Genomic DNA, 16800 nt, shown 5'->3' on the forward strand with positions numbered 1-16800 from the left:
CTAAATCAAAAAATGTATGCAAAATTATTTACCCAAAACTACACTGTTTTTGTTGGGATTGGCACTGCTTCTGGCACTCCCCCTGACAATGCAGGCCCAGACCAGGGAGGTGACGGGAACAGTAATCTCAGGAGAGGATAATCTAACCCTTCCGGGAGTATCTGTACTAGTCAAAGGTACCACTAGAGGTGGCGTCACTGACATCGACGGAAATTACCGAGTTTCACTGCAGCCTGGAGACAATATTTTGGTATTCTCTTTTGTGGGATTTTCTCCTTTTGAAAGAGAAGTTGGCAACCAAACCACGATTGATGTGACTCTAATGCCTGACATGCAGTCATTGAGCGAAGTAATCGTGGTAGGGTATGGCGAACAAAGGAAAGAGACCATCACCGGGTCAGTAGCTACTGTAAAAGGCGCTGACCTCGTGAAATCTCCAGCCATGAACTTGACGAATTCAATCGCCGGACGAATGTCGGGAGTAATTGCTGTAAACCGAAGCGGTGAGCCGGGTTATGATGGAGCCGGTATTCGTATCCGGGGCTCCAATACCTTGGGAAACAACGATGCCCTTATCGTAATAGATGGTATCCCGGCAAGAGCAGGTGGTATTGATCGATTAAATCCAAACGACATTGAGACCATTTCCGTATTGAAGGATGCTTCTGCTGCCATCTATGGCGCTAGGGCTGCAAACGGAGTAATCTTGGTTACTACAAAAAGGGGTAAATCAGGAAAGCCGGAATTGAGTTATCAATTCAATCAGGGTTTTGCCCAGCCTACTGTAATACCTAAATTGGCTGATGCGGCACAATACGGGGAAATGCTCAATGACCTCCATGTGTATGAGTTGCCTGTAGGTGAATGGCGCGCTGCCACAGATGCTTATCGGGCTACAGGTACCTATACCCGTCCCGACGGCCAAGTTAGAACAGCACCATTTAGCCCCAATGCTTTAGAAATGCACCGGGCTGGTACTGATCCTTGGAACTATCCCAATACAGACTGGTATGGGGAAACCCTGAAGACCTGGTCTCCTCAGACGCGGCACAACCTACAGCTAAATGGTGGAAACGAAGACATTCGTTATTTGGCCTCCTTAGGATACCAAAACCAGGATGCCTACTACAAAAATTCGGCGACAGGATTTAAACAATACGACATGCGCTTAAACGTGGATGCGAAAGTCAATGAATTTATAGACCTTCAAATCGGTGTATTGGCAAGACAGGAAGCCCGGTTTTTCCCAACTAGACCCGCAGGAGCCATCTTTAGGATGCAAATGCGAGGAAAGCCACATGAGCCAGCTTTTTGGCCTGACGGCAGACCAGGACCAGATATCGAAAATGGTGAAAACCCGGTGGTAATCACTACCAACGCAACCGGATACGATAGAGATACCAGAGATTATTTCCAAACCAATGGAGTATTAAACATCAAAATTCCGGGAGTAGAAGGATTGAAATTTCAAGGAACGGCTTCTGTGGATAAATTGAGCCAATTCAATAAAAGGTGGGAGACCCCTTGGATTCTGTATCAGCGGGGAAGCGGTTTTGAAGCTGATGGAACTACCCCAATTTTAGTACCCAGTGAAAGAGGTCCCGCAGAGCCACGTTTAAGACAATCCAACAACAACCAGTTGAATATACTCTTAGGTGGTGTTTTTACATATGATAAAAAAATCAATGATCACCAATTCAATATTCTAGCGGGCGTAAACAGAGAGACTGTTACCGGTGACGATTTCTTTGCCTATAGAAGATTCTTTATCTCCCCAGCCATCGATCAGATGTTTGCAGGTGGGGATGCTGAAAAGGACAACGGCGGTGGCGCATTTGAAAGAGCCCGTCTTAACTATTTCGGTAGGGTTGCTTACAACTACAAAGATAAATACCTCTTTGAATTTTTGTGGAGAAATGACGGATCCTATATTTTCCCTGAACAAACCCGATATGGTTTCTTCCCTGGCGTCATGGGGGGTTGGGTTGTTTCCGAAGAAGATTTCTGGAAAAGCAATGTACCTGTAATGGATTTCTTTAAGATTCGGGGTTCTTGGGGTCAGATGGGTAACGATCAGATCTTCTTTGGAGGAGCACTGCAAGAGTACCAATTCTTGTCTACCTATGGTTTCAGAAGTCACATTTTGGAAAATACAGAAGCCAAAACGCTATTTGAAACTCGAGTACCGAATAATGCCATTACTTGGGAAGTTGCCAACAACTCCAACATCGGGATAGAAGGTTCCTTATTGGATGGTAAAGTATTCTTCGAATTTGATTATTTTTACAATAAGAGAACGAACATTCTCTGGAGAAAGAATGCTTCTGTACCCGAATCCAGTGGCTTGGCTGCCTTATTACCTGCCGAAAACATTGGTGAGGTTGAAAACAAAGGGTTTGATATAAATATAGGATACCGAGGTCAAAAAGGAGACCTGCAGTATAGCATCAGTGCCAATGGTGGATATGCTTACAACAGAATACTTTTCTGGGATGAGCCTCCAGGAGCTCCTGAATGGCAGCGTTCTACAGGATTGCCCATGAATACCCCAGCTCCTGTTTATTTATATGATGGTGTATTTGCAACCCAAGAGCAAATTGCCGCAGAAACCTTAGATTATTCTGCAATAACCAACCAACTTCGTCCTGGAGATATGCGCTTCAAAGATGTAAATGGTGACGGTCAAATTACACCATTAGATCGGGTAAGAATGGACCGAAACAATATCCCCAGATTTCAGGGAGGTGTTAATATGAATGCCCAATGGAGAAATTTTGACCTTTCTGTCTTATTTCAAGGAGCGGCCGGCGCTATTGCATTAGTGTCTTTGGGTGAATCCGGGAATATCGGTAATTACTTAACGGAATTCTATGAAAATCGCTGGACAATCGACAATCCAAGTACGGAATATCCAAGAATTGCCAATAGAAGTGATCAGTATTACTCTGGAGGAAATGATTTCTGGTACAGAAGTTCGGATTATATCCGCCTTAAAAACCTAGAATTGGGTTATACTATACCCTCACAGTGGGGAGAGCGGTTTGGCATGAGTAATTTAAGAGTCTACGTTAACGGGTTGAACCTTTTGACTTGGGACAAATTGAAGGTTTACGATCCTGAATCTGACAATTCAACAGGTCAGTACTACCCACAGGCACGTGTCATCAACGGCGGCGTATCCGTATCTTTCTAATTCCCAAAATATGAAACACATGAAAAACAAATTAAAATATATATGTGTAGGGTTGTTTGGCGTATTGCTGACAACTTCATGCAACGACGAGTTTCTAAATACCCAACCTCTGGGACAAGTTTCCGAAGCGGCAGTTTGGAGAGATGCGGGCTTAGCTGAGGCTTTCGTGACAGACATTTATGGAGGTCTCGAACAAGGAGGATTTTCCGAGCAGGCATTAGCCTCCCTTACAGACGAAGCCATATTCACCCATCCAGGCCGGAACATCAACGTAGTGACAGAAGCGAGGTCTAATCCGGAAGCAACCGGATGGATTGACGGAACAAGAGGTTGGTCCAATATGTATAGCAGACTACGAAGTGCAAACATAGCAATCGCAAACCTCAGTGATCCCCAATTTGAAAATACCGGGGGTATTGTAGATCGCTTACTGGGTGAGGCTACCTTTATGCGCGCCTATTTTCATCAGCAGTTGTTGAGAAACTTCGGTGGGGTTCCTATTGCTGACAGGCCCTTTACGTTAGACGAAGAGACCTATGAAATCCCAAGAAATACCTATGCTGAGGTAGTAGCCTTTATCATTCAAGATCTGGATAGAGCGGCACAACTCTTGGAAGGAAAAAGCATGGTGCGTGGCCGCGCAAATCAAGTAGCTGCCTTGGCATTAAAATCAAGAGTCCTGATTTATGCGGCTAGTGATTTACACGATATGCCCACTGCTTCTGGCAAGTCAAGTGTTATTTCTTCGTATCAGAATAAAGAATTAATAGGATATACTTCAGGGAACAGGACTGAAAGACTTCAGCAGGCAAAAGCAGCTGCAAAGGCAGTTCTTGATATTGCTGATGGAAACATGCTAAACCTTACTGAACCACTTCCACATGCAGAAGCTGTTCAAGTCTACGAAAACAATTCTCTTTCAAGGAACGGTGGTGAAGCTGAAATGATTTTCGGCCGGTATTTCTTATCTCAGAAACCAGAAGGAGGCGGCAGACAAGGTTTATTCAATGGACCAAATGGTTATAATAACTGGGCAGGTAATACACCCGTTCAGTTGATTATTGACGATTATGCCATGATGGATGGAACGCCATTTGATTGGAATAATCCGGAGCATGAAAAAGCCCCCTACACTGACAGGGAAGCGAGATTCTATTCTACATTCCTTTTTGACGGAGCGCAGTGGAAGCCCCGTTCTCCTGCAAACCAAGCTAGGGATCCATTGGGCCAAATCCAAACTGGTAGGTATGAAGTGACCAATTCCGCAGGGCAAAAAGTAACCCATTTCGGATTAGATACCCGAAACAGTCCCATCGAAGACTGGAACGGAAGCTATACGGGCTATTATATCCGCAAGTTTATAGAACCAGATCCAAACTTTGTGGATCAAAATACTTGGCAGGAAATTCCTTGGCCGAATATCAGGTTTACTGAAGTAGTATTTAACTATGCGGAAGCTTGTATATTCCTAGGAGATGACGAGGAAGCTAGAACATGGCTAAACAAAATCCGCTTTAGAGCAGGACTTCCAGCGTTGACTCAATCGGGTGAAGATCTTAAAATGGCCTTTATCAATGAAAAACGTAAGGAAATGGTTCACGAAGAACAACGTTACTATGACGCCAGAAGATGGATGATTGCTCCACAAACTTTTGGTAGGCAAGCCAACGGAATAAGCATTGTCGGAACCCTAAAGCCGGGACAGACAAATTCCTTATACAGGTACGATCCGGATATTTATGATTACTCCTACGAGGTATTCGACATTGATCCAGGTAAAGAAAATAGGCTTTGGCTGGACAAAATGTACTGGATGCCTATCAGCTTTGCTGAAACACAACGTAATGATAACCTGATTCAGAATCCGGGTTATTGATTTCTGATGGCTTTTAATACTAAAAAAAGGGTTGCTATGTTTGGCAACCCTTTTTTTATTTCTGTTTATTACCGTATACTACAAGTAAGACTATGATTTCTTCTCAGCCAAGGATTCATCCTATATGTAATCGTTATTTTGTTGCTACCCGGCAGAAATGTAAAATCAATAGCAATCAGGCGAATAGGCCATAACCTAATCGATAAATTTATATATTTGAACACGAATTACTTATTTTCTATGTCATTGTCTTTTAAAGCTTCCTTCGTCTTTCTCTTGGGGGGTATCTCGATACTGCCCAATTGTGGCCCAAAGGAAACCGCCAAACCTACTCTACCCCAAGGTCCTCCCCTATTTACCCTCCTCTCTGGAAATGAGTCCGGTATAACGTTTGAGAATACGCTTACTGAGGGATTAAACACCAATATTTTGATGTATGAATATTTTTACAACGGGGGTGGTGTAGCCGTAGGTGACCTAAACGGGGATGGTCTGGATGATATTTATTTTACCGGCAACATGGTAGGCAATGCACTCTACCTGAACAAGGGAAATATGCAGTTTGAAGACATTACCCAGCAGGCGGGAGTCGCTGGCCGTCAAGGACCATGGACCACCGGCGTCACCATGGCCGACGTGAATGGGGATGGATTGTTGGATATCTATGTGTGCAGCTCTGGCAGCTTACCTCCGGATAAAAGAAAAAATCAACTGTTTATTAATCAGGGAGTCAATGCTGAAGGTATTCCCACTTTTGTGGAGGAAGCTGAAAAGTACGGTATCGCCAGCGATGCCACCAGTACCCATGCGGTATTTTTCGACTTTGACAACGACGGGGACTTGGACCTTTTCCTTCTTAACCACAATCCCAAATCCCTCCCTGTCCTTGATGAGTCCATTACAGCCGAACTGCTAAAGAAACCGGACACCGCGGGGCCGCAACTTTTTCGTAATGATGGTGGGATATTCACCGAAACCACCCTAGAATCGGGAATACAACAATCAGCGCTGTCATATGGATTAGGAGCTGGAGTTGCGGATATTAACCGGAACGGCTTTATGGATATCTACATCAGCAATGATTACACTGCTCCGGATTTCCTATATATCAATAACGGCGACGGAACTTTTACGGACATAATTCAGGATGCCATGGGGCATATTTCCAATTTCTCCATGGGCAACGACATCGCTGATATCAACAATGACGGTCTCCTGGATGTGTTTACACTAGACATGCTTCCTGAAGGAAATGCACGTCAAAAACTTTTGATGGCTCCGGATAATTATGAGAAATTTGACTTTAACCTTCGGGTAGGTTTCCACCATCAATACATGCGGAACATGCTCCACCTTAATCATGGAAACGGAACATTTAGCGAAATCGGTCAGCTAGCGGGAGTATCCAACACAGACTGGAGTTGGGCGGCGCTCTTTGCGGATTTTGACAATGACGGCTGGAAAGACCTCTATATAACCAATGGATATCACCGGGACTATACGAACATGGATTTTTTGAAATACATGTCTGATTTCCTCAAAAACAACCAAGGCCTTCGAAGGGAAAACGTACTCGATCTAGTGTACCAGATGCCTTCATCCAATGTCGTCAACTACGCCTTCCAAAACACCGGCGGCATTACCTTTGACAACCGCACAGAATCCTGGGGCCTTCATCATGTAGCCAACAGCAACGGGGCAGCTTATGCCGACCTGGACAACGATGGTGACCTCGACTTAATAGTCAACAACGTCAGTCACCCTGCATTTATCTATCGAAATGATGCAGACATGATAAATCCCAACAATTACCTAAAAATCCAGCTTGCAGGTGGTAGGCAAAATACGCATGGTTTAGGAGCAAAAATCACGGCTCACCAAGGGGAAACATTGCAGTTCATAGAACAAATGCCCAGTCGGGGATACCAATCCAGTGTATCTCCCACACTGCACTTGGGAATGGGAAAAGTTGCTAAAGTCGATTCTCTTATCGTTGAATGGCCTGGTGGAAAAACTCAAGTATTGTACGATGTGCCAGTTAATCAAACCCTTAGTTTATCAGAATCGAATGCTACCCAAGACCAACGTACTAGAAATGCCATTACTCCCCTATTCAAACCAGTAAACACTCCAATACAAAACAGCCAGCCTCCCAATACGCTTAATGATTTCAAACGGCAGCCCCTAATGGTTAACCCACTATCCTTCTCGGGTCCTGCCATGGCCAAAGGAGACGTAAATGGCGATGGTCTATTGGACATCTATGTAGGTGGCGATGCAGGAATTCCAGGTAAATTATATGTACAGCTATCCGCAGGTGCTTTTCAGGAAGTGAGTGTATCCGCATTTATCACTGATCAGGAATCGGCGGATACAAAAGCTGTCTTTGTGGACTTGAACGGGGATGGGCATCCGGACCTATATGTAGGCAGCGGGGGTTATGGAGATTTTCTTCCAGCGGATGAACGACTTCAGGATAGAATATACATAAATGACGGCAAGGGCAATTTTATCAAGGCCCAAAGTGCGCTTCCAACGATGCTTACCAGCACAGGTGCTGTTGCCTTTGCGGATTTTACGGGAGACGGTGCTCCCGATATATTTGTCGGAAGCCGGGTAATCCCCGGAAGGTATCCGGAGATCCCCCCCAGCTATTTGCTGGTAAATGATGGTAAGGGCAATTTCTCGGATGAAACACAAAAATGGGCATCCTCCTTTAACTCTTTGGGCTTAGTTACTGATGCCGAGTGGCTGGACCTTAATGGAGATGATGTACCGGAATTGATTGTGGTGGGCGAATGGATGCCCATTTCCGTTTGGGAAAAATCAAACGAGTCCTTCACCAATGTCACCGAGCATTATTTCGAAGCAGAATATAGTGGCTGGTGGAATAGCCTTACAGTGGCAGACATCAACGGTGACGGTAAGGCAGACTTGATCGTTGGAAATCATGGAAAAAACACTCAAGTCAAAGCTAGTCCTGATGAGCCCGCCGAAATGTATTACAAAGATTTTGACAACAATGGAGCTGTGGACCCCATCCTCTGCTTTTATATTCAGGGGAAGAGCTATCCGTATGTTACCCGGGATGAACTATTGGACCAAATTTCGTTCATGCGAACCCGGTTCAGGAATTATGCCGACTATGCGAACCTGTCCATTTCTGAAATATTTACTCCCCAAGAAATGAAAGATGCAGGTTACCTAAAGGCCAACATGTTGGAAACTGCTTACTTCGAATCCCAAACAAGTGGGTCATTTCAGCTAAAACCATTGCCCATCGAAGCACAATCCTCTCCTGTGTTTTCCGTTTTAGTATTCGATGCCGATGGGGACGGCCATCAGGACCTTCTTTTGGGAGGAAATATTCAGCGGGCAAGGTTACGTTTTGGGAAATATGATGCTAACTTTGGCATACTACTAAAGGGAGATGGAAAAGGCGGATTCACCTATGTCCCACAACGTAAATCCGGATTTAATATTCAAGGTGATATTCGAAGCATTCAATCCCTGGATGACACCATCTTATTCGGGATCAATCAGGTAGGTGTCGTTGCCTTTGAGAAAAATTAAGAATAGATGATAATCAGCTCTTTAAGAAACATTTCATTTTCAGATATAAGAACGTCTTCAATAATTAAACTATCAACGTTTTTTATCTGTTTGATGTTTGCTTCTTCCTGCCAAACCCCAGAGTCGGACAAAGACAAAGTTTTGGGACCGGAGTTAATTGGATGGGTTACTGAAGCGATGACAGACATTATGGTGCATGACATCACCAACCCTCCGCTAGCCGCTAGATTCTACGCCTATGCCAGCCTGGCGGGATACGAGGCCATCAGCCAAGAAAATCCGGACGTCCTTAGTTTCCACGGGGTCCTGAATGATTATCCTGAAATGAAGGTCTCAGGAGATTTCCCCAATCACCACCCCCATGTAAGTGCGGTACTTGCAATGATTGAGACCGCAGCCACCATGCAGCCCTCGGGACAGGATTTGCACGAATTAAGAGATTCGTTTTTGGATTCCTGCCGATTTTGGGGCTTTTCAGATCGTACCCTAGAGGATGCAATGGGATATGGAAAAGAGATAAGCTCAAGTATACTAGCGTATGCACAGCAAGACCTTTATAAGAATATCAGCAATTACCCCAGGTACACACCTAAACAGGAGGACGGATATTGGTACCCTACTCCACCTGCATATTTTGCGCCGGTAGAACCCTATTTTAATTCGATCCGCCCCTTTACACTCGTGCAGCCAGATCAGTTCAAACCAAAACCGCCGGTAACATTTTCGACTTCCACAGATTCAGAGTTTTATAAACTCATGCAGGAGGTTTATGAGGTAGAGTTGACAAAAGAACAACGGGAGATTGCCGCTTTCTGGGACTGTAACCCCTTTGCATTGGAGGAGACCGGACATTTGATGGTAGGGTTAAAACAGATTTCGCCAGGGGGACATTGGATGGGGATCACCAATATAGCCTGTAAGGATGCAAATCTAAGCTTCGAACAGGCAATGGAAATTACAGCCATTGTGGCGATCGGACTTACTGACGGCTTTCTTAGTTGCTGGGATGAAAAATACCGCAGCAACCGGATTCGCCCTGAAACAGCCATCCGCAAATACATCGACACTTCCTATAGGCCTTTATTACAAACTCCTCCTTTTCCGGAGTATTTAAGTGGCCACTCTACCATTTCTACCACCGCCGCTACGATATTGACCCATTACTTTGGCGACAACTTCTCTTATACAGATACCGTAGAAGAGAAATATCAGCTTCCAAGTAGGGATTTTACCTCCTTCCTTCAGGCCTCTGAAGAAGCCAGTATTTCCCGCTTGTATGGTGGCATTCATTTTATGGATGCCATCGTAGAAGGTCAGGAACAGGGAAAACTCGTCGGAAATTGGGTTATCCAAACGTTAGAAAACTCCGGACTGGCCAGTCCGCTGTCCTTATCATCCCTGTCGATCACTGATTAGCGTGCCATTCATCACCCAGAAGTCACTTATAATGAATAGAATAACAGTAGTCTTTTTATTTCTTGTCAGTTGGTTGGGGGCATGCACCTTCGAGGAAAATTATCAGGGTTTTCTAGCATCCAGCGAGCCACTTGTGCTGGCCAACGACCAACTGACGGATGCAATGGTTCACGATATTTTTTCACCACCAGTTGCCAGCAGAATTTATGCTTATGCTGCGTTGGCTCCTTTTGAGGTTGCCGCATTTGCCGACAGTGCTAATATCCAATCCCTGATGGGGCAACTGAATGGCTTTGAAAAAAAAGATTTCTCCCCACAATCGGATGCTTACTATCCAATGGCAGCAATGGCTGCGTTTTATTACGTAGGTGCCCGGCTGGTATTTTCGGAAAATAAGATCATAACCCATAGAGATGAACTCTTTGAAAAGGTGAGGAAGCTGGGAATGACCAAAAAAACCCTTGAAGCCTCGATTGAATTCGGCGAAGCGGTGGGACAACATGTGCTCGATTATGCCTCAAAAGACAATTACCATCAAAGTCGGTCTTTCGAAAAATACACCCCAATAAATGACCCAAAATCGTGGAAACCAACTCCTCCGGCATACATGGAGGGGATAGAACCCAATTGGAATAAAATAAGGCCTTTTGTACTGGACTCTGCCAACCAATTTATTCCTCAAGCACCAACCCCCTTCGAGATAACACCTGAAAGTATTTTTTTTCAGGAAGCTAAAGCTGTAATGGACGCTGGGAATAATCTGGATGAAGAAGCTAGAGATATTGCCTTTTTTTGGGATTGTAATCCCTATAAGATGAATGTAAAAGGCCATGTGATGTATGCGGAGAAAAAGATCACCCCTGGTGGTCATTGGATAGGAATAGCCGGCATATCTTCCAAAACAGCCAACTTGGATTGGAAGGCTACATCCGAAGCCCTTATACTCACGGCCATTGCGGTCTTTGACGGGTTTATTTCCTGTTGGGATGAGAAGTATCGAAGCATTCTTATCAGACCTGAAACCTATATCAATCTTTATATGGACGAGGATTGGGTACCCTTATTGCAAACGCCTCCCTTTCCAGAACATACAAGTGGCCATAGTGTTATATCCACTGCGGCATCCAGGGTACTAACAGACTTGTTGGGAGAGCCCTTCCATTTTGTAGATTCCACAGAGGTCAAGTTTGGATTGGGTATTAGGGAATTTCACTCATTCAATGAAGCTGCCGCTGAGGCAGCCATAAGCCGTTTTTACGGTGGAATTCATTACATTCCGGCCATTGATTACGGAATAGAACAGGGGGAAGAGGTGGCACGTCATTTGCTTTCCAGGATTAAAACCAGAAAAACACCCTCACCCCTAGCTTTCGATTAAACGGATAATCAATAGTTAATAATAGAGCTTTTTGTCCCGAATATAATCCGACACATCCGGATGTACCAGATAGCGTACTGATCCACCTTCTTTGATTGTGTCCCGGATAAAGGTAGCCGAAATGTCAATCAACGGAGAATCGATAAACCTGATGGCCGGATGTTCCAGGATTTTGTTTTTACCCGGGCGGGGATATACGTAAATCTCATAGAACTCCAATATTTGACCGCTATTTTTCCACTTATGAAAATGGTTCAAGTTATCTCCTCCGATAATCAACTTGAATTCGTGCTGGGGATACTTTTCAGAAAGGTAGGTGAGGGTATCGATAGTATAGCTTGGCCTGGGCATATGAAATTCCACGTCCATGGCCTTAAAATGATAATTATCCGCAATGGCCAGTTCTACCATTCGCAGCCGGTCAAATTCATGCAGCAGGGATTTGCTGGACTTCATGGGATTTTGTGGGCTGACGATAAACCACACTTCATCCAAGTTAGTCTTATCCCTCATAATGTCCCCAATGATCAGGTGGCCAATGTGTATAGGGTTGAACGATCCAAAAAATAATCCTACTTTCAAGCTTTGTCCTGATTGATAAAGTCCGAAACCAGATTTTCTGCTTCTCTGAATGAAGTTTGAAGGTCGTTATTTAGCAAAATAATGTCGAATTTATCCTTAAAGCCCATTTCAAATTTGGCCTTGTAGAGCCTTCGTGAAAGGCTGGCTTCTGATTCGGTACCTCTGTCCCTTAGGCGCATAGCGAGGTCATCCATTGAGGGCACTTCCACAAAAATGGCAAGGCCTCTGTCTCCGAAATATTTTTTAAGATTCAGACCTCCTTTGACATCCACGTCAAATATGACGTGCTTTCCATTGTCCCAGATGCGTTGGATTTCTTCCTTAAGGGTACCGTAAAAATTCCCTTCGTATACTTCTTCCCATTCGATAAACTGATCTTTGTCAATTTTATCCTTGAATTCATCGGGGGTTAAAAAATAATAGTCATTTCCATCTTGCTCAGCGCGCCCCCTCCTGTCTCTTGTACAGGCGGAAATTGAAAATCCTAGGTTTGGGAATTTTTGCAAAAGGTGCTTTACAATCGTTGTCTTACCGGATCCAGATGGTGCTGAAAATATTATCGCCTTTCCTGCGGACATGTAGCTTTGGTTACTTTAAGTCCTGGATTTTTTGACGAATACTGTCTACCAGTTCCACTGGGACGAGTTGTTTGGTACATTTGGTTTTTAACACCTCCCGAATGACCTTTTCCAGATGGAAATGCTCAAAACAAGGTTGGCATTTTGCCAGCTTCTCATCCAAAACTGCCTTTGATTCCAAATCCGCCTGTCCGTCCAGAATGCTTTCCAACAACTTAAAGCATTTACTGGCATCACTGCAGTTGAGTTTACGTTGATTAGATGAGTCGAAATTATTCTCCATTTTAGTATTTAGTTCTATTCAAATTTTATTCTTCCTCTGTATCATAGCCCATGTTCTGGGCATATGCTTTTAGTTTTTCTTTTAATAGGTTTCTAGCTCGGTGAAGTCTGGACCTGACTGTTCCTATAGGGATATCAAGAATTTTGGCCATTTCTTCATAGGTAAACCCTTCCAAGTCACATAGGATGATAACTGTCCTAAAATCCACCGCCAGGCTATTAAGTGCATTGGAGATCTCATCACCCAACATATCCTTCACCGCATCAACCCGCAGATCAGAAGTCATATTGTAGTCAACATTATCTGAGTTGTAATAAGTTTCAACTTCTTGATAATCTACCTTGGAAGGTTGCTTACTTTTTTTACGGTATTCATTAATGAAGCTATTCTTAAGAATCCGAAATAGCCATGCTTTGGCGTTTGTCCCTTTCTCAAATGAGTTGATAAATCGGTAGGCTTTCAGATAGGTGTCCTGCACCAAATCTTTGGCATCATCTTCATCAAAGGTCAACCTATAGGCAAAATTGTACATAGAGTCTATGTGCGGCATAAACTCCTGGTCAAAAATGCTGTTTTTATCTTTATCCGAATATTTTTTTCGTTGTACCTCTGACATAGAATTTAAAATTACGAATTGGCGTAATTTATAACTAATATTTAGAAAGAAAGTCGATTGATTTTCTTTATTTTGAATTCTGATATGGCGTATTACGCCAACCAATTGTTAATTATCCCGTCATTTCATGTTTTTTTTCAAGACACTCTCTTACCTGAATCTGTCCATTTTGTATGTATTCAGTGATATACTTTACCTGGTAGCCTACTATGTGGTGGGGTATAGGAAGAAAGTAGTCCGGGAAAACCTAAGACAAGCCTTCCCACTTAAAACGGAAGTACAAAGAAAGGCAATAGAAAAACGATTTTTTAGAAATTTGACAGATTCTTTTGCGGAAACGATAAAACTTCTGACAATGAACCAACGGGAATTGCAGAAGCGATTCCAGATAATCAACCCGGATTTGATCTCAGAAACAATAGCCGATGGTAAAATAATCATAGGTATGCAGGCGCACTTTTTCAACTGGGAAGGGCACGAACTGGCCATGAGTTCCAGAATCGGTCCGTTATGTGAGGTGGTGTATCTTAAGATTACTAATCCATTTTTCAACCATTTTATGAAAACCCTTCGGAGCAGGTTTGGGGCGACTTTAGTTGAAAGAAATTCCTTTACGCGACATTTTATGGCCACCCGCAACACTCCCCGTCTAATTGTTCTGGCGGCTGACCAACGCCCACAATTTGCTGAAATAAGGTATTGGACCTCATTTATGGGCAGGGAAACAGCTTTCTTTGAGGGAGGCGAAAAGCTGGCCAAGAAATTTAATCAGCCCGTAATTTATGGGGAAATTTCCAAACCAAAACGTGGGTATTATACTTTCGAATATAGAGTTTTATGTGCGCCACCCTATAATGATGACGCCGATCACAGCATAACGGAACTGTATATTGATGCCGTCGAGGCTAACATACACCGCGAACCCGCTCTGTATCTTTGGTCCCATAACCGATGGAAAGAATCAAAAGTTGAAAGGAAATCGTAACTTTGTCAAAGCAAACGGAATATAACCATTTCCGTTCAACGCTTAGATTGAAACTACCATGATGGATTATTTGTCGAGTCTTAACCCACCCCAACGAGAAGCAGTAGAACATACAGATGGACCACTGATGATTATAGCGGGTGCGGGTTCTGGCAAAACACGCGTGTTGACGATTAGAATTGCCCACCTCATCCACTCCAAAGGGATTGATCCCTTTAATATTTTGTCGCTTACCTTCACCAACAAGGCTGCGAGCGAAATGAAACACCGTATAGAGCAGCTGATCGGACTGGAAGCGAGGAATACCTGGATGGGTACCTTCCATTCTACCTTTGCTAAAATCCTTCGGGTAGAAGCCTCCAGAATTGGCTATCCCTCCAATTTTACGATTTACGATTCAGAAGACAGCAAATCACTCATCAGGACTATTGTCAAAGAAAAAAGGCTTGACGACAAAGTATACAAACCCAGTACGGTCTTATCCAGAATATCAGGTGCCAAAAACCGGCTGATTTCCTGGCAGACTTACATTAATGACCCACACGTGCAGGCTGACGATGATGCTGCCATGAAGCCCAAGATGGGAGAGATCTACAAAACCTACCAAGAAAGATTATTTAAGTCTTCTGCAATGGATTTTGACGACCTATTGTTCAACACCAATGTGCTGTTCCGAGATCATGCTGACGTGCTTAACAAGTATCAGCAACGTTTCAAATACGTCATGGTGGATGAGTTTCAGGACACCAACCTTTCCCAGTACCTGATCACGAAGAGATTGGCTGCTGTCCACCAAAACATATGCGTAGTGGGAGACGATGCTCAGAGCATCTATGCCTTCCGGGGAGCCAATATTCAAAACATCCTGAATTTTGAAAAGGATTATCCTGACCTCTTCGTAGTGAAGCTGGAGCAAAATTACCGCTCTACCAAAAGCATAGTACATACGGCAAACTCCATCATTGCAAAAAACAAAGCCCAGCTAAAAAAGAACATCTGGACAGACAATGTGCACGGGGAGCCCATTGAACTCATCAAAGCGGCCTCCGATAATGAGGAAGGAAGGATAGTGGCCAGTGCTATTTTTGAACAAAAAAATAACCACCAGCTCAAAAACAGCGACTTTGCCATTCTTTACCGTACCAACTCCCAATCCAGGGCAATGGAAGAAGCCCTCCGGAAGATGAACATCAACTATCGGATTGTTGGCGGTCTGTCCTTTTATCAGCGCCGGGAGATCAAAGACCTGATGGCGTACCTTCGCTTTGTGGTAAATCCGGCCGATGAGGAAGCCTTCAAGAGGGTGATCAACTATCCCAAAAGGGGTATTGGGGATACCAGTGTGGAAAAAATTATGATTGCGGCCTATGAGCACGACATCTCTATCTGGGAAGTAGTCAGCAACAGTTCAAGTTTTCTGACGGGAAGAGCCGCTGCCTCCGTGGAAGATTTTTCTATCATGATCAAAAGCTTTGTAATCGAGATGGAACGGAAGGACGCTTATGAGGTCGCCTCTAGCGTAGCCAAGCAATCGGGCATCCTGCGTGAACTATACGAGGACAAAACGATCGAAGGACTTAACCGCTACGAAAACGTGCAGGAATTGCTTAACGCCATCAAGAATTATGTGGACAGCCCGGAAAATGAGGATAAAAGTTTGGGCTCATTTTTGCAGGAAATTGCCCTGCTGACGGATGAGGATCAGAACAAGCAGGATACGGATGTAGTTACCATGATGACCATTCATGCCTCTAAGGGGCTGGAATTTAAAAATGTATTTGTTGTAGGAATGGAAGAGGACCTTTTTCCTTCTCAAATGATGATGCAGAGCCGTGAGGATTTGGAAGAAGAGCGGCGTCTATTCTATGTGGCAGCGACTAGGGCAATGGAAAAACTGTTTCTCAGCTATGCAATGACCCGGTACAGATACGGCCGACTCCTCAACTGTGAGCCCAGCCGGTTTCTGGATGAAGTCGACCCTACCTACTTAAAGGTAAATAAAAAACTGGGTAGCCAAATGTCGATTGGGAGTAGCTTTCAGGAACGGGAAGGTACAAATGGATTTGTAGGCCTCAGAAAACCTGCGGTAAGGGCCGGAACCACCGCAAAGGTACACACGCCCAGTCCTGATTTCAAACCCTCCAATACACACAACCTGACTGAGGGAATGAAGGTTGAGCACCCCAAGTTCGGTTTTGGCCAAGTCCATAAAATCGAAATGGAAGGAGCCAATAGAAAAGCATTTATACATTTTGATAATTTTGGTGATAAAACTTTATTACTTAGCTTTGCAAAGCTCAGAATAGTAGACTAGAACCAT

11 protein-coding genes are annotated in these 16800 nt (G+C 44.0%); 7 read left to right on the forward strand and 4 right to left on the reverse strand.

Going from position 1 to position 16800, the window contains the following annotated elements:
- Nucleotides 1–16 precede the first annotated feature (16 nt).
- From FQ608_RS11430 to FQ608_RS11450, 5 genes are all read left to right on the forward strand, one after another.
- Nucleotides 17–3193 (forward strand): SusC/RagA family TonB-linked outer membrane protein, encoded by a 3177-nt coding sequence (locus FQ608_RS11430; RefSeq protein ID WP_158858362.1) that lies wholly within the window; start codon nt 17–19, stop codon nt 3191–3193.
- 19 nt (nt 3194–3212) lie between these two features.
- The gene (locus FQ608_RS11435; protein WP_158858363.1) at nt 3213–5069 is read left to right on the forward strand and encodes a RagB/SusD family nutrient uptake outer membrane protein; all 1857 of its coding nucleotides are present in this window, start codon (nt 3213–3215) and stop codon (nt 5067–5069) included.
- Between the two features lie 240 nt (nt 5070–5309).
- Nucleotides 5310–8642, forward strand: coding sequence for a VCBS repeat-containing protein (locus FQ608_RS11440; RefSeq protein ID WP_158858364.1), 3333 nt, complete (start codon nt 5310–5312; stop codon nt 8640–8642).
- 6 nt (nt 8643–8648) lie between these two features.
- On the forward strand, nt 8649–10058 hold the full coding sequence (locus FQ608_RS11445; protein WP_234364176.1) for a vanadium-dependent haloperoxidase: 1410 nt from the start codon (nt 8649–8651) through the stop codon (nt 10056–10058).
- A gap of 31 nt (nt 10059–10089) precedes the next feature.
- On the forward strand, nt 10090–11436 hold the full coding sequence (locus FQ608_RS11450; protein ID WP_158858365.1) for a vanadium-dependent haloperoxidase: 1347 nt from the start codon (nt 10090–10092) through the stop codon (nt 11434–11436).
- A gap of 15 nt (nt 11437–11451) precedes the next feature.
- Here FQ608_RS11450 and nadD read toward each other — a convergent pair whose 3' ends face one another.
- From nadD to FQ608_RS11470, 4 genes are read right to left on the reverse strand one after another with little or no spacing between them, the layout of a single operon-like run.
- Nucleotides 11452–12018 carry a nicotinate (nicotinamide) nucleotide adenylyltransferase gene (gene nadD / locus FQ608_RS11455; RefSeq protein ID WP_158858366.1) on the reverse strand — a complete coding sequence of 189 codons (567 nt, stop codon included), beginning with the start codon at nt 12016–12018 and terminating at the stop codon, nt 11452–11454.
- Entirely contained in the window at nt 12015–12596 is a 582-nt protein-coding gene (gene gmk, locus FQ608_RS11460) for a guanylate kinase (RefSeq protein WP_158858367.1), read from the reverse strand. The genes nadD and gmk overlap by 4 nt, the downstream gene beginning before the upstream one ends.
- Before the next feature lie 10 nt (nt 12597–12606).
- Nucleotides 12607–12879 (reverse strand): anti-sigma factor, encoded by a 273-nt coding sequence (locus FQ608_RS11465; RefSeq protein WP_158858368.1) that lies wholly within the window; start codon nt 12877–12879, stop codon nt 12607–12609.
- 25 nt (nt 12880–12904) lie between these two features.
- Complete coding sequence (locus tag FQ608_RS11470; RefSeq protein WP_158858369.1) at nt 12905–13495, reverse strand: sigma-70 family RNA polymerase sigma factor; 591 nt, start codon at nt 13493–13495, stop codon at nt 12905–12907.
- Nucleotides 13496–13622: 127 nt separating this feature from the next.
- Here FQ608_RS11470 and FQ608_RS11475 point away from each other — a divergent pair, with 127 nt between their 5' ends.
- Together FQ608_RS11475 and FQ608_RS11480 are read left to right on the forward strand one after the other, a co-directional pair.
- Complete coding sequence (locus tag FQ608_RS11475; RefSeq protein WP_158858370.1) at nt 13623–14480, forward strand: lysophospholipid acyltransferase family protein; 858 nt, start codon at nt 13623–13625, stop codon at nt 14478–14480.
- 61 nt (nt 14481–14541) lie between these two features.
- Complete coding sequence (locus FQ608_RS11480; protein WP_158858495.1) at nt 14542–16794, forward strand: ATP-dependent helicase; 2253 nt, start codon at nt 14542–14544, stop codon at nt 16792–16794.
- Nucleotides 16795–16800 lie beyond the last annotated feature (6 nt).

The organism is Lunatibacter salilacus, assembly GCF_009797935.1.
Classification (GTDB): domain Bacteria; phylum Bacteroidota; class Bacteroidia; order Cytophagales; family Cyclobacteriaceae; genus Lunatibacter; species Lunatibacter salilacus.

Excerpts from the sequence above, each read along its gene's own strand:
- FQ608_RS11430 (WP_158858362.1), top strand. The coding sequence starts at position 17 with ATGCAAAATTATTTACCCAAAACTACACTGTTTTTGTTGGGATTGGCA.
- FQ608_RS11435 (WP_158858363.1), top strand. The coding sequence starts at position 3,213 with ATGAAAAACAAATTAAAATATATATGTGTAGGGTTGTTTGGCGTATTG.
- FQ608_RS11440 (WP_158858364.1), top strand. The coding sequence starts at position 5,310 with ATGTCATTGTCTTTTAAAGCTTCCTTCGTCTTTCTCTTGGGGGGTATC.
- FQ608_RS11445 (WP_234364176.1), top strand. The coding sequence starts at position 8,649 with ATGATAATCAGCTCTTTAAGAAACATTTCATTTTCAGATATAAGAACG.
- FQ608_RS11450 (WP_158858365.1), top strand. The coding sequence starts at position 10,090 with ATGAATAGAATAACAGTAGTCTTTTTATTTCTTGTCAGTTGGTTGGGG.
- gmk (WP_158858367.1), bottom strand. The coding sequence starts at position 12,596 with ATGTCCGCAGGAAAGGCGATAATATTTTCAGCACCATCTGGATCCGGT.
- FQ608_RS11465 (WP_158858368.1), bottom strand. The coding sequence starts at position 12,879 with ATGGAGAATAATTTCGACTCATCTAATCAACGTAAACTCAACTGCAGT.
- FQ608_RS11470 (WP_158858369.1), bottom strand. The coding sequence starts at position 13,495 with ATGTCAGAGGTACAACGAAAAAAATATTCGGATAAAGATAAAAACAGC.
- FQ608_RS11475 (WP_158858370.1), top strand. The coding sequence starts at position 13,623 with ATGTTTTTTTTCAAGACACTCTCTTACCTGAATCTGTCCATTTTGTAT.
- FQ608_RS11480 (WP_158858495.1), top strand. The coding sequence starts at position 14,542 with ATGGATTATTTGTCGAGTCTTAACCCACCCCAACGAGAAGCAGTAGAA.